General features: G+C 35.4%; 13 protein-coding genes. All 13 read right to left on the bottom strand.

All coding sequences use genetic code 11. The annotated features are described in order from the left end of the window. Positions 1 to 404: 404 nt before the first annotated feature. A complete protein-coding gene (locus M030_RS0113970) occupies positions 405 to 1,082 on the bottom strand; it encodes a hypothetical protein (protein ID WP_027374073.1) in 678 nt (225 codons plus the stop codon). Between the two features lie 7 nt (positions 1,083 to 1,089). After that, complete coding sequence (rfbD, locus tag M030_RS0113975; RefSeq protein ID WP_027374074.1) at positions 1,090 to 1,953, bottom strand: dTDP-4-dehydrorhamnose reductase; 864 nt, start codon at positions 1,951 to 1,953, stop codon at positions 1,090 to 1,092. 37 nt (positions 1,954 to 1,990) lie between these two features. Beyond that, complete coding sequence (locus M030_RS0113980; RefSeq protein ID WP_027374075.1) at positions 1,991 to 2,476, bottom strand: acyl-CoA thioesterase; 486 nt, start codon at positions 2,474 to 2,476, stop codon at positions 1,991 to 1,993. A 70-nt stretch (positions 2,477 to 2,546) separates the two neighbouring features. Beyond that, positions 2,547 to 3,050, bottom strand: coding sequence for an OmpH family outer membrane protein (locus tag M030_RS0113985; RefSeq protein WP_027374076.1), 504 nt, complete (start codon positions 3,048 to 3,050; stop codon positions 2,547 to 2,549). A gap of 64 nt (positions 3,051 to 3,114) precedes the next feature. Then, positions 3,115 to 3,669, bottom strand: coding sequence for an OmpH family outer membrane protein (locus M030_RS0113990; RefSeq protein WP_034722648.1), 555 nt, complete (start codon positions 3,667 to 3,669; stop codon positions 3,115 to 3,117). An 8-nt stretch (positions 3,670 to 3,677) separates the two neighbouring features. After that, positions 3,678 to 6,212, bottom strand: coding sequence for an outer membrane protein assembly factor BamA (bamA, locus tag M030_RS0113995; RefSeq protein WP_027374078.1), 2,535 nt, complete (start codon positions 6,210 to 6,212; stop codon positions 3,678 to 3,680). A gap of 27 nt (positions 6,213 to 6,239) precedes the next feature. Beyond that, positions 6,240 to 6,989 carry an isoprenyl transferase gene (locus tag M030_RS0114000; protein WP_027374079.1) on the bottom strand — a complete coding sequence of 250 codons (750 nt, stop codon included), beginning with the start codon at positions 6,987 to 6,989 and terminating at the stop codon, positions 6,240 to 6,242. A 5-nt stretch (positions 6,990 to 6,994) separates the two neighbouring features. Beyond that, the gene (locus M030_RS0114005) at positions 6,995 to 7,885 is read right to left on the bottom strand and encodes a DUF6089 family protein (protein ID WP_027374080.1); all 891 of its coding nucleotides are present in this window, start codon (positions 7,883 to 7,885) and stop codon (positions 6,995 to 6,997) included. A gap of 213 nt (positions 7,886 to 8,098) precedes the next feature. Further along, on the bottom strand, positions 8,099 to 10,591 hold the full coding sequence (locus M030_RS0114010) for an exopolysaccharide transport family protein (protein WP_027374081.1): 2,493 nt from the start codon (positions 10,589 to 10,591) through the stop codon (positions 8,099 to 8,101). Positions 10,592 to 10,596: 5 nt separating this feature from the next. Next, positions 10,597 to 11,460, bottom strand: a complete 864-nt coding sequence (locus M030_RS0114015; protein WP_027374082.1) for a polysaccharide biosynthesis/export family protein — start codon at positions 11,458 to 11,460, stop codon at positions 10,597 to 10,599. A gap of 41 nt (positions 11,461 to 11,501) precedes the next feature. Beyond that, a complete protein-coding gene (locus tag M030_RS0114020; RefSeq protein ID WP_027374083.1) occupies positions 11,502 to 12,620 on the bottom strand; it encodes a glycosyltransferase family 4 protein in 1,119 nt (372 codons plus the stop codon). Positions 12,621 to 12,727: 107 nt separating this feature from the next. Beyond that, entirely contained in the window at positions 12,728 to 13,729 is a 1,002-nt protein-coding gene (locus M030_RS0114025) for a glycosyltransferase family 2 protein (protein WP_027374084.1), read from the bottom strand. A 3-nt stretch (positions 13,730 to 13,732) separates the two neighbouring features. Continuing rightward, positions 13,733 to 14,803, bottom strand: coding sequence for a formimidoylglutamase (locus M030_RS0114030; protein WP_027374085.1), 1,071 nt, complete (start codon positions 14,801 to 14,803; stop codon positions 13,733 to 13,735). Positions 14,804 to 14,830: the final 27 nt, after the last annotated feature.

Genomic DNA, 14,830 nt, shown 5'->3' on the forward strand with positions numbered 1-14,830 from the left:
CCCGCAAGTTTATTTAACATAAATTTTACTTTATTGTAATATTGGAGGGTAAACAACTGGAAGGCAGGGAGAAAAATTTTAAATAAATGTTTGAAGGGAGACGCCGGAATGTGGGAGGGCTGGAAAATAACAGGGAAAATGGGGTTGGAAGGGGAATTTTTTGAGTACATATATATATAAGAAGGAAGAGGGATAAAGAGGAAGTGGATAAAATATCCCGTTACTCTTGCGGATTGGCGCAGATGGTCATACTTTATTATATAGTATAAACGAGAGTAAGGGCTGTATGGGGCGATAAGTTTCGTGAGGATGAAAAGGAAAAGGTAAATAGTTATCCTTTAACAATAGGGTACAAAAATGCCCGGTTGTACTTAAAACCGGGCATTGCTATTATAAACTATATTTTATTGTTTATTTTCCTTATAGATAGCACTTAAAAATTCTGCATAAGATCTTTCCAGACCAATAATATCTCCTGATTTAAGATTTAAACCACCTACTCCGGAATTATCCGGCTTTACTTTTAAAGATGATATCTGGAAATAGAGATCATCATCACCTGCTTTAGGCTGAACTTTTATGGTTGATCCCAAAAGTTTTTTTGTAGAAATGGTATAAATTTCTCCCGGAACAATTTTTAATTTTAAAAATGATCTTGGAGAAATCATATAATCTTTACGATTGATATTTATTTTCTGATCTTTTTCAGATGAAGCAAATATATACATCTCTCCATGCTTACCTGCAAGTTTTTCTTTAGGAGTATAATATAAAGCCACTTTATAATTAGCCGGATTGAATATTTGAGGTGTTCCGTCAACATTTTCAAAAGGTTTCAATTCAAATGTGTTGGCACCGATCTCTTTTGCTTTTTTATATATTGAGGAAAACACAAGGGCATCATCTTTCGAAAATCCTTGTACTTCTATTTCGCCCAAGTAAATACCATCAGTGGTTGATCCTTTTTTATAAAAAAATTTGTCTGTGTTATCGTTTGTTTTTTCAACCTTGGTCATATAAATATTTTGTGCATTCCATAGCTGAATACAAAATATAGAAAAGATAATTACAATATTCTTCATATATATATTATTGGTGTGAAAGTACATCAACACATTCTTCAAGACTATTTTCCCAATGTTTCGGCTCTATTTTATAAGTTTCTTCTATTTTATCAAGAGACATTGTACTTCTCACAGGCCTTTTCGCAGGAGTCGGATACTGCTCTGTTGTCAAGGGATTTAATTTTACTGACGACTTTGAAAATTCAGCAATTTTTTTTGCAAATTCAAACCAGGTAGTTTCCGGATAGTTTGAGAAATGGAAAATACCATAATTTTTCTGTGGCGTTTCAATAATCTGCATGATGGCTTCTGCCAAGTCATTTGCATTGGTCGGTTGCCCAAACTGATCTGCTACAATTCCCAATTCCTCTTTCTGCGTAAATAAATTCAGCATAGTTTTCACAAAGTTTTTATTAAACTCAGAGTATAACCATGATGTTCTAAGGATAATAGTTTTGGGGTTGATTTCCAAGGCAAGCTCTTCTCCTTTCTTTTTTGAAGCCCCATATACTCCGATCGGATTGGTAAAGTTATCTTCTGAGTAAGGAAGGTTGGTATCACCGTCAAAAACATAGTCTGTGGATATGTGGGTCAGAATACTTTTATGGTCTACACAGGCCTGGGCAAGATGTGCTACTCCTTCGGCATTAACTGCAAATGCCTTTGCTTCTTCTTTTTCAGCAAGGTCAACAGCTGTGTATGCAGAAGCATTAATACAAAAGTCAGGTTTATGATCATAAAAAAAATCGTTCACCTGTTCTTCGCTTGTAATATCTAAAGTGGCTGAATCTGTAAATAAAAACTCATAACGGTTTTCAAAATCAGGAGCTATCTTTCTGATACAATTTCCTAATTGTCCGTTACTCCCTATGACTAGTATTTTTTTCATCAGATTTTATTAGTTTAAAAATTATACAATTTGTTATTTATGAGTTTTTTGCATTCTGAGATCTCAAAAACTTTACTCTCGACTGAAAATCTTTTTGTACTAAGTCTACATAAAACTTCTGAAATGTTTCTTTAATATCTTCAGGATGAATTTCAGATTTTCTTGTTTTTATATTAAAATAGATCACAGTAACCCAAAGCACAGCATGAATGGTCTTTTCATCAAGACTTTTCATTAAAATCTCAACTTTAGTGGTTCTGTCCTGCACTTCAATGGTTTTACTGCTTATCACCACCTGGGTATTGTATCGTACTTCTTTCATATAGGCAATTTCATTCTGAATAGCGATCCAGGTGCAGCCTGTCTGTTTGGTATATTCTTCGTACGTAAATCCGTAAAATGTTTCAACGTGGTCTTCTCTGGCATTGAACATATAATCAAGGTATTTTACATTATTCAAATGTCCGATCGGATCACAGTCGCTAAACCTAACTTTCACCGTAGTTGATACTTCTTTTTCCATTTGGCAAAAATAAAAAAACCACCTCTAAAAGAGGTGGTTAGTTTTATAAATCTTTGTTAATTTGCTGAAATTATTGAATTCCTAATTCTTTCTTTACAGCAGCAGTAACATCAGCTCCTGCTTTATAAAGGAATGCAGGTGAATTAGCATCCATTACAAATTCATATCCGTTTGCTTTAGATACTTTTTCTACAGCATCATTTAATTTTTTCTCGATAGGTCCGAAAGCTACATCTTGTTTAGCCTGAAGGTCTTTCTGAGCTTTGTCTTGCATTTGAGCAATTTCTTCCTGGATTTTTTGTAATTCTCCTTCTCTTGCTTTGTTTTCTTCAGCTGTTTTCTTAGGAGCTTCTTCGCTATATTGCTTTAGTTTAGCTTGTCCTGCATCAGCTTTTTTCTTAATCTCAGCTTGTTTGGTATCTAAGAATGTTTTAAGATCAGCGTCAGCTTTTTTCTTTTCAGGCATTGCATTAAGAACTCCCATTACATCTAAAGTAGCAATTTTTTGAGCTTTTGCCATACCTACAGACACAACCATCATCACTGCTGCAAATAATACACTTAATTTTTTCATAACTGGTAAATAAATAATTTAATTTGTTTTTAGATTTTAAATTTAAGCAAAAGTTAAGTTATAATTACTTTTTGCCTTTGTTATTAGTTTTTTCTTTTTTATCTGTTCCCTTGAGCAAAATAGTCAATACTTTTTCGGTATAATCATATTTTCCCTGAAGAAAAATAACACTAATGTTATTGCTTTTATCAAGAACTATGCCCAATCCGTTTTTTTCGGACATAGTTTTGATAGCTTCCCAGATCTGATCCTGAAAAGGAAGAACAAGATTTGTTCTCAGCTTTGTGATCTCGCCATTGGCTCCAAAACGTAAGCTGGTAGTGGTTTTAATATTTTTTTCAAGATCCACTACTTCTTTTTCTCTGAGTTTTAGCTGGTCGCCTATCAATAACACTTTTTCACTTTCAAAAGCTGCTTTTTTTCTCTCGTATTCTGATTGCAGATTCTGAAGTTCAGACTGCCAGGTATCGATTTGAGAATTTAATCTAGCTTCGGCTTCTTTATACTGAGGTAATTTATTCAAAATCTCATTAGTATCTACTACTCCGATTTTCTGGGCATTGTTTAGTCCAAAAAACAGAAGCAATACGAATGTGAAAGTTATTTTAAAGTTCTTCATATTTATAATTATAATGATTGGTTCATCAAGAAGTGGTTTTGCCATCCGGATGGAGTTCCTCCGAGTGTTTTATCAAATCCGTATGCAAAGTCGAACCCGATCAATCCAAATGCTCCCATATAAACTCTTACTCCGACCCCTACTGATCTCTTTAACTGGAACGGGTTATAGTTCCCCCAAGAGTTCCATACGTTACCTCCTTCAGCGAAAGTCAAAGCATAGATTTTTGCTGTCTGGTTTAAGGAAATCGGATATCTAAGTTCCAAGGTAAATCTATTATAGATCGTTCCACCTCCTCTCTGAGTGATATCCTGGTTTTCACCTCCGGTCATACTGGCATTATCGTATCCTCTTAACGGTATCAATTCTCTACCGTCATATCTACCTCCGAATAAACCTGTACCTCCTACATAGAATCTTTCGAATGGTGGTGCTCCGAGGTTTTTATTGTAACCGTCCATGAATCCCATTTCAGCAGAAGATCTCAATACAAGTTTTCCAACGATTTCGTTATATACATCAGCTTTAAACTTGATTTTATAGAACTCCATCCACTTGTACTTGTCAATAGGTGTCATTGTATCATAATTTTTGTTGCTGAACAATGAATAAGGAGGAGTAAATTTGGCAGAAAGTTCAATATTTGAACCTACTGTCGGGAATATCGGGTCGATACCCGCTGAGTTTCTGCTTAAACCGACGTTGATACTGAAGTTATTGGCTGTTCCGTTATATTCTGTTGCATCACCAAACTGGAATGGATAGTTATTGAAGTCATACTTCTGGAATTGCAGACCTGTATAGAGTGAAAAATAATCATCCGGCCAGTTTAACAGTCTGTTCAGACCTACTGATGCCGAGAAAATGTTAAGTTTCTGAGCACTTCCATACTGATCTCTATATCGTACTCTTGAGTTATTTAAACTTACCGAAAGTGCAGTAGGTCTTGTTCCAAATAGCCAAGGTTCGCTAAATGATACTCCATAGTTCTGGAAATACTGACCTGCCTGAACCTGGATAGAGAATGTCTGCCCGTCTCCCTGTGGTACCGGTTTAAAATCTTTAAATTTAAGGAAGTTTCTTAAAGAGAAGTTATTAAAGGTCAGTCCCAAAGTACCGATAAAGCTGTTACCACCGTAACCTGCCTGCAACTGTACCTGTGAAGATCCTTTTTCAACTAACTTCCAGTTGATATCTACCGTATTATCTGCCTGATTCGGCTGGATATCCTGACCTACCTGTTGCGGGTCAAAGAACTGCATCCCTGCTAAATCAAAATAAGTTCTTTTAATTTCAGTCTTTTTAAAGAGCTCTCCCGGTTTGGTTCTTAATGCTCTTAAGATAACGTGATCATGGGTAGTTGTATTTCCCTGCCAGGTTACTTTATTCCAGGTAGCCTGCTCACCTTCATTCACTCGGACTTCAAGGTTTACGGCATCTCCGTTCACTGATTTTTCAACCGGTGTTACATTGGAGAAAAGGTAACCGTTATTCATGTACACTGATTTGATATCAGAGTCATCTTCTTTACCGCCATCTTCACCTACTTTCTTGTTGAATCCTACAGCATCGTAGATGTCTCCTTTTTTATATCCTAATAATCTTTGTAAGTATTCTGTAGAGTATACTGTATTTCCGGTAAATGTAATATCTCCGATATAATACTTTTTACCCTCATTCAATTTTACATTGATTTCGTAGTTATTTCTGTTATTTCTCCATACAGAGTCGGAAACAATCTTTGCATCTCTATACCCTAAAGAGTTATAATAGCTGATAAGACTTTGTTTATCTTCCTGATATTTTTCTTCAATAAATTTTGAAGATTTTAAGATACCTCCAATACCAAAACGTTTTTGTTTTGTTTCTTTAAAGGCTTTCTTTCTAAGTTTACTATCTGAAACACTCTGATTTCCTTCAAACTCGATATGGTCGATCTTAACTCTCTTCCCTTTATCTACATTGATTGTCCAGTCTACTAAAGCAGGGTCACCTGCATTTATTTTGTCCTGAATGGTAATTTTAGCGTCTGCAAAACCTTTTTTAATGTAGTCTTTCGGTACATTTGTTTTAAGACTTGAAACTAAATTCTGTGTAATTTTTGTTCCAGGCTTCAGGTTGTTGTCTTTAGCAAGCTTTTCGCTTTTGGATTTTCCGATTCCTTTTCCTGTGAATTTTACTTCACCAAGTTCTTTCAAATCCTGCAGATAGAATCTCAGAACTACAGTCTGCCCATCAATGCTTTGCACATAGACTTCTACTTCAGAAAAGGATTGAGTATCCCAAAGCTTTTTAACAGCATTACTGATTTTTTGTCCCGGAATATCTACGCTTTCACCTTTAGCCAATCCTGTAAATCGTAAGATCTGAGCTGGTGTATACTTTTTTACCCCATCTACAACGATGTCTTTAAGTGTATAAGTGCCTACCTCATTTTCAGTGTGTACAGCATTACTTACTTTTGTGCTGTCCTGTGGAGTTACTTGTCCATAAAAATGTGCAGAAGCAGCAAACATAATGATGGGTAATAGTCTAAACTTCATTTTATCGAGTCTTTCTTTTCTTAAATATTATTGGCCTTGTACCTGCTCTCCGGTTAATCCGTACCTTCTTTCTTTGTTTTGATAATCAACAATACATTGGAAGAAAATATCTTTGGTGAAATCCGGCCACAAGACATTTAAAAACTGTAATTCGGCATAAGCAATCTGCCAAAGAAGGAAATTGCTTATTCTAATTTCACCGCTGGTTCTGATTAGTAAATCTACAGGAGGAAAATCTTTGGTATAAAGGTAGTTTTCGAATAATTTTTCGTCAATATTCTCTACGTCAACCTTTCCTTCTTTTACATCGGAACTTATATTTTTTACGGCATTCAGTATTTCGTTTTGTGAGCCATAGCTAATCGCCAGTACAAGGTTACCTTTTGTGTTTTCTTTTGTCAGTTCTACCACGCGCTGTAATTGTTCTTTTACTAAGGCAGGTAATTTTTCCAGATTTCCTATTACATGCATTCTTAATCCTTTGCTAAAGATCTCTTCTGCTTCAAGCAACAGAGTCTCAACGAGCAAATTCATAAGCGTGTTTACCTCTTCAGCCGGACGGCTCCAGTTTTCTGAAGAGAATGTATATAGAGTTAAATAAGGAATATTGACCTCATTACAGGCATTAATAGCATTTCTTACTGCATTAATGGCATTTTTGTGACCGAAAGTTCTTTCTTCGCCACGAGATTTTGCCCATCTTCCATTGCCATCCATGATGATAGCCACATGTTTTGGTAAATTCTCAGAATCTATTTTATCTTTAATCAACGACATATTAATTAATCACAATAACATGGAGGTCTTCCGAATGAGAAGGTTAAACCTAAGCTAAAGGTATTCATCCAATCTTTAGACTTAGTATCTCCAATATTTCTCTTATTTACAAACTCATTTTCTCTTTCTTTAGCAACAGCATAATAGTTGCCTGATTGCAATAATGAGCCTCCGGTTGCAGGGTCTAAAATATCTGCATTAAAGGAAGACTTCACGTCTTTAGATAATATCTGACTGTGATCCAGCTGGTCCGTCAAGGTATATCTAAATGTAGCTTCTGCAAATATAGCCCAAGTATGGTTAAATTTATACTTTAAACCCACTCCAAAAGGAATATGCATGGTCACTTTTTTACCTAATGAATATTCTGCCGTGGTTTTAAAATCCGTTTCATTAATCGGGGCCTGTGCTACTCCATCGGCATCTCTTCTGAAATCATTCACCAGATTAGCTTTTGGTGCATCAAACATTAAAGCTCCCACACCCCCAAAAATGTATGGACTTACCATACTTATCTGCTCATTATTTACCGGAAAAAAATTATATTCAAACATTAAACTTGCTTCATATACATTATTTTTCCCGTATGAGTTTCTGTTTCTTCTATATTCTTCTTTCGCAGCTTTATCGCTAAACTGAATCTGGTTATACCCTAAATCCAATCTAACGGTCTGATGCGGGTTAAAATTAAATCTATATAACAACCCTCCATAAAATGGGATGCCCCAATCTGACATTCTGTTTAAATCCAACGGCTTTTGTAAAATATAATTTGTCCTTCCTACATCTCCCACTAGGTTACTCATCCCTAGACGAACTCCCAATTCGTTTCTTTGTGCTTTAACACTCACCACTCCGAGGAAGGCAAGGAAGCTAAACAATAATTTTTTATTCATAAAAGAATATGGATTTATGGTTATTTTAAAATTTAATTTTTGCAAATATAAAACATTTTTATATTAATGATAATCTTAATGTTTAGTTAAAAATAAACAAAAAAACATAATTTGTTATAAAGTAAACGGCAAAGTGGCAAAAATATTCTTTTTTTCACAGATTGAAAATACACAAAGTATAGAAAAACCCCCATTACATGAGGGTTTAAAGCTCTATTTTTTATTGAATATTGCCTGTACTTTATTCCTTATACGGATCAATAAAGGTTCTTTATAATTTTTGTCCTCGTCAAAATATCCGTAACCATATCCATAACCATATCCGTAGCCATAACCATAGCCCTGTTTCACATTATAGTCATTATAAATAAGCCCTAAATGGCTAATTTCATTATTATGATACTTTTCTGTAATCATTTTCAGCATATACTTTTCAGTATATTCGTGGCGAACCACATAAATATTAGCATCTGAGTACTTCATTAATTCATAGGAGTCTGCTACCAGACCAACCGGCGGTGAATCTATAATAATGAAATCATACTTTTCTTTCAGTTCTTCTATAAATTTGATATTTCTCTGGCTCATCAAAAGTTCAGAAGGATTTGGTGGAATCGGACCTGAAGTAGCTACATCGAGGTTAGGGATTTTAGTATGGTTGATAATCTCATCAATACCCACTTCTCCGGTAAGGTAGTTGGAGATACCGTATTTATTATCGATTTTAAAATCACCAAAAATTTTAGGTTTTCTAAGATCCATTCCCAAGAGGATGGTTTTCTTATCACTCAGCCCTAACACAGATGCCAGGTTGATGGAAATATAGGTTTTACCTTCACCACCAATAGAGGACGTTATCAATATGACTTTACCTTTATCATCCTGGTTTTCCATCAGGAATCTTACGCTTGCTCTTATCCCTCTGAAGGCTTCAGAGACTGAGGACTTAGGTTGCTCCAAGACAGTAAGCATATTTTCATTGTTGTTGTTTCCAATGACACCAAGAAGCGGAATTTTGGTAGCACCCAACAACTCTTTAATGTTTCTGATCTTATTATCAAGGAGTTCACCAATCAAAATAAATACGATAGGCAGAAGTAAAAGTCCGGAAATGATCCCGATTTTCGCCAGTTTTATATTAGGGCTTATCGGTCTTTGTCCTAAATTTTTAGCAGGGTCAATCACAGTGATATCAGACTGATTTGTTGCCACATTCAACTGTGTTTCGTTCTGTCTTCCTAAAAGGCTGTTGTACGTAGCTTCAATCATATTATATCCTCTCTCCGCATCAAGATACTTCCTTTCTTTTTCAGGGAATGAAGATAAATCAAGATTAGCTTCTGCTACTTCACGATCTATTTTATTAATATCGTCATAATATTTGGTGTAGTAATTCTTCAAACTGTTGAAAGATCCTGTCTTTGCCTCATTGATGAGTCTGTTGACTTCTTTGATGGGCTCTGAATTCGGCTTATAGATCGTAGCCATTTCTGCTCTTTTGGCATATAAAGCTTTCAGCTCAGTAACTGAAGCGGAGAAAAAGCCGTCTTCAAAACCGGCTGCATTTGTAGCGATCATTTTATCAAAATCCCTCGACTGAAGTGTATTTTTAATATTATTCAGAGAACTGATTTTACTTACAATATCTGCTTTTTTAGCTTCAAGCTCTTTTATCTTGTCCAGGGACTTTTCATCTCTGTCTTTGATATTATAAAGTTTTTCAGAGGTTTTCAGGTAATTGAGTACTGCAGCACTCGAATCTAATTTTCTACGAATGATATCCAGATTACCCTGCAGATAAGTTTCTGTATTTCTATTAACAACATTTTTATCTTCCAGCCTTTTCTTCTGAAGTTCTGTAACGGATTTGTTGAGGAAATTTACAGTACTGTTAAGATTATATCCTTTTTTGGTAATAATCATGATGGTAGAAATTTCCTTGTCAAAATCTACAGCGATTGTCGATACAATTTCGTTAACACTCTGATTAACAGCACTCAGCTTTACAATAATGTTATCCAGTTTGATTTTTGTCGCAACAGGATTCTGAACCAGCTTAAATCTTAAGTTGGGAGAAGTATACCACTCATTAACCTTAATAATTTTATTTGCTGGTCTGTTGTAAGCTGCAATAGTCTGAAATCCTTCATATTCATAGCTGTACAGATTTGTAGACTGACCTTCTTCCGGAAGATTAACCTCATACGTTCCATTTCCTTTTGGTAATAAAGTAATAGGATAATCAACCTGTTGCAGGTGTTTTTTGTCAATCTCAAGAAATACGGGAGAGTCATCTTTATCAAGATAAGTAGATTTTATCATCCCTTTGGTCGAGTAATTTACAAAAAGGCCGAGCTCTTTTACCAAAAACTCATTATGAGATCTTGAGAGCAGCATTTTCTTCAAGTAAACTCCATCGGAATTCCCTCCCTGTCCCCAGATAAAGTTAATCGACTGGTTAGGAGTGAAGTAACTGGAAGTATTATTGGATATGCTCAAAGATAAATCTGAAGCATAAACATTTTGTGCATAATATTTACTGTACACCCAAGAAATGATGTAGCCAATAAATAACATGAACACAAACCAAAACCAGTTTTTAAGTATTCTTCTTAAAAAATGCTCAATATCAAACAATGCAAACGTCCCATACTTCTCTTTCGGGGTTTCGCTTTTTCCTACTTGTGTATCTTTTCCTGGAATCATGTGGATTAAAGTCTTTGTAGGATTGTGTATAATGTTAATGCCGTTGTAATGGCTGTCACACTGGTAAGTAGGGTTTGAATCGGATCTTTTCCGAATCCGTTCAAGCTTTTTCTTCTGGTGTTAAGATAGATTTCGTCCCCATTTTGTAAATAATAATAGGGAGAGTTCATGAGATCTTCACGGGTAAGGTCTATTTTAGCAATCTTGATCCCTTCAGGTAATTTTCTGTGAATCACGACATCCTTTCTGTCGATTGTTCTGTTTAATCCCCCGTTAATGGCCAGAGCCTCAGTAATGGTAAGCGTATTTTTATGGGCTACTTTTTCTCCTGACAGTCCGGTAGTTTCGACGTCACCCAGGATATAATATGTAATTCCGTCAGTATTTAGCCTTACTTCAGACTTTCCTTCCTGGAAGTTTTCATTTACCTTAAGCTGAATTTCTTTTGTGACATCATCCAGGGTTCTTCCTTCAGCTTTTACATATCCTATTCCGAAGACATTGATGTCTCCGTTGGAGTCAACTTTTAGTCCATTAAAATAGAAATTGATATTTCCTCCAAAACTGGAACCGTTTGCACTACCAACTCTTCCTCCCGCAGCCGCTGCATTGGTAGAGCCTCCTCCTACTCCTCCGGATGTATTATACGAAGAATAGAACTGGGCAGCATCTCCTTTGGGAGTTGTAACAATATTAAGGTTAAGGATGTCATTTTTGGTAATCCTGTAAACTGGGATATTGTAGGGAACAAGACCTTCTTCGTTAATTACAAGGCTTTCACTTGGCTGCAAGTATCTTACATCCTTTGTGGTAATGCATGAGGTAAGCAAAAAAGGTAATATTAAAAATAAATACTTAAAATTCTTCATCATATTTGAATAATATTGTTTACAAAAGTAATATTTAATTGTTAATTTTTGTTATTTCTTAATCGATATACCAAATCCGGCAAATAAGCTCCTAAGAAACCCAATACAATAATAACCAACAAAAGGAAATTGATATTGAGATGTCTGAAATAATAAGCGACCCCAACAATCATTAAATAATATACAATAATATAAAATGTAGACCTCCTATGGGTAAGATCAAGCTTCAGAAGTTTGTGATGGATATGGTTCTTGTCTGCATCAAATGGCGACTTCTTGTTGTAGAGTCTTATAAAAATCACATTCAGGGTATCTACAATGGGTAAGATAAGAATTGCTACTGCGACAGCGGGTGCAGATTGCAGGTGATATCTGGGAACTCCCACAATCTTTTTGTCTATAAAAATATCTATAAAACAAATCGAAGTAAAGGCCAGCAAAAAACCTAGCAACATAGATCCTGTATCTCCCATAAAGATCTTATTGGTCCTGTAATGGGACAAATTATAATATAAAAATGCCAATACAGTCCCGATGATCACTACCGAAAGAACAACAAGCGGATAATTGTACTCGCCCAGCCGGTAATAACTGATTCCGAATAAAGCGCTACAGATGATAGAATAACCTCCGGCTAAACCGTCAATACCATCAATCAGGTTGAATGCATTGATTAAAATGATAAACGTAATAATACTAAACAGAATACTTACGAAATACCCCAGTTCATACACCCCGAATATCCCGAACAAGCTTCTGATCCTGATATCGGAACCAATGACAACCAGTGAAGAAACAACAACCTGCGCCACCAATTTTTTATAGGCCCTCATCACCACAATATCATCCATTACTCCTACATACAAAAGGATGATTAACGAAGCAAATAAAAATTTGTAGAGATCAAATAATTCGTAGGCAAAAATAGAAGCGCATATTCCGATGGAATAAAAGATGGCTATTCCACCTAAGTTGGGAATTTTCCTGAGATGAGAACTCCTTATTCCCGGTTCATCCATAAGATTCTTTCGTCTGGAAATCTTTACAATGGTAGGAATAGAGAAAAAAGTAATTAAAAAGGAGAATAGGAAGCCAAACCCTATTTTCACGTAGAAAATAGAGATTCCCGATTCGCTTAAGAACAATTCAAAATTTTTCATTCTTTTTCTTATCCAGTATTCCTGTATGTTTCGTAAAACTTACATTCCTGCCTTATAAAAGCATCATAATGTTTTGCTGGTCGAAACAACAGTACTTACATTTGTGTTTACATCAATTTTCTTATCAGCTTTTGTTGCCCTGCAAAAAACAACAGATAAAAAATCTTTTTTTTCAGTGGCAAATATAAAAGATAATTTTTACCAAAACGACTATAAGTCAATATATCTTGAATTTTTATTTGTCTATCCTGCATGAATATATCTAATTGGCCGGACATTTTAAAAAAAGTTTCTTCATTTTTTACAAACGCCAGATAGGCTAAAAAGGAATAAACGCCCTCAAAAATCTGAAAATTTTTCAGCTCTTTCTTTTTATGTGCATAGTCGGACGTATAAAATACCTGCTCTACATCCGCCACTGCCTTCAGAATATCAAGCCCCTTTTCAGTGTGTGTTTTTGTAATGGAATCACTGCGCTCCAAATACTGATAATGGAAATTCTGAGTCTGGGCAATTTGATCGCATTTCAACAAAAGCTGTGGAATCAGCTGAATATCCTCGAAATGAACGCCCTTTTTAAACCTTTTATGATCAAAAATTTCTTTTTTAAAAAGCTTATTACAAGCAAAATAGCTCAAATCTGAAAAAACCGAAAAATGTTCATTAAGATCTATGAGTTCAGGCATGTTGGGAATCTGGGTAAGCTTTTGAGTTATATTCCCATGTTCATCTACTTTCTGAATATTTGAGATGACCATTTTCGTGTGATATTTTTCTGCAAGAAGAAACATTTCTTCAAACATGGTTTCGGCTACATAGTCATCACTATCTACAAAACCAATATATTCTCCTGTTGCCCTGTCGATACCATAATTCCTGGCATCGCTCAATCCGCCGTTTTCTTTTGTAAAAGCTTTTATTTTTTCCGGATACTTCCCGGCATACTGTTCTATAATGTCTCCGGACTTATCTTTACTCCCATCATCAATTACCAAAATCTCAATATCCTGAAGACTCTGATTGACCAAAGAATCAAGACACTTTGCCAGATAATTTTCGACATTATAAACAGGAACAATGATGGAAACTTTGGAAGGAAGGTTTGTCATACATTAAATTTTCGTCAGTCTTGTATTCAACCAGCCTTTTTTAGCTTCATCAAAATCTTTTCTTGAACATGGGATACAGTTTTCTATATTTTCATCATCCCCGAAATACCAGAGATTACTGAAAGTATCCCGTTTGAAAGCATATTGCCTGTCATCAATCAGTACATAGAACAATTCAAAGTTTCTTTCTTTCGGATGTGAACGCTGAATATTAATTCCTTCAATCAGATACCAGAGCATTTGTGCCAAAAGCTGGTGATTCAATTGGTTTTCTGAGTAAATATTATAATTGAAAATACCGACAGTCTTCAGGTTTTCGCTCAATCCTATTTCTTTCATATAGGCACAAACTTCTCTCCTGTTCAGTCCATTGACCTGAGGATTCATTGAGAAAGGCTCACTAAAGCTTTCGATAGCATCACAATTTACGGTCACCAGATCTGCTTTTCTGAAGAAAGGCTCAGTTTTTTCGGTAGAATTCATCATTTCAGCAAGACGGATGATATCGAATTCCACTTCCTTGATCAATCGTACAGAATCCATTTCGTTCAAATGTTTCTGATATCCCAGATGGTGGTAATTTTTAATGGAAAAGTTCTTGGCTCCAAAAATTTTCCCTAAAAAGGTATATTCATTAATTTCTTCTCCCTGTTTAAGAGAAATAATATTGCTGATCTGGGTATAGTTAATATTTTTCTGATGAAAATTTAAGGTAGAAAATAAGGAAAAAGCGAAATCATTGGATCCTCCGATAATCACCGGTAATGCCCGTTTATAGTGACATGCTGATAGAACTTCCTGCAATATATAGTGAGTATCCTGTACAGTTTTCCCGGAAACAAGGTCTCCAAGGTCTACTACCGGAATTTCGAAATCGAGCTGAGAAAGCTTGTAAAATTCTTTTCTGACCGCAGTAAAGTCCTGTACTTCGGCTTCTCCGCCGGCGCCTCTGTAATCTGACACAAACAAAAGAACGATACTATCTTCTTTTATATCCTTTGTAATGCGACTTCCAATCTGCCAGCTTTCTGTTTTGAAATTTCTTGGTGAAATGATAAAGTCTTCAAAATCCATATTTACTTCAGTGTGCTAATTTATTAT

Origin of the sequence: Chryseobacterium sp. UNC8MFCol (genome assembly GCF_000482305.1) — a bacterium.
In the GTDB taxonomy this organism is placed as follows: domain Bacteria; phylum Bacteroidota; class Bacteroidia; order Flavobacteriales; family Weeksellaceae; genus Chryseobacterium; species Chryseobacterium indologenes.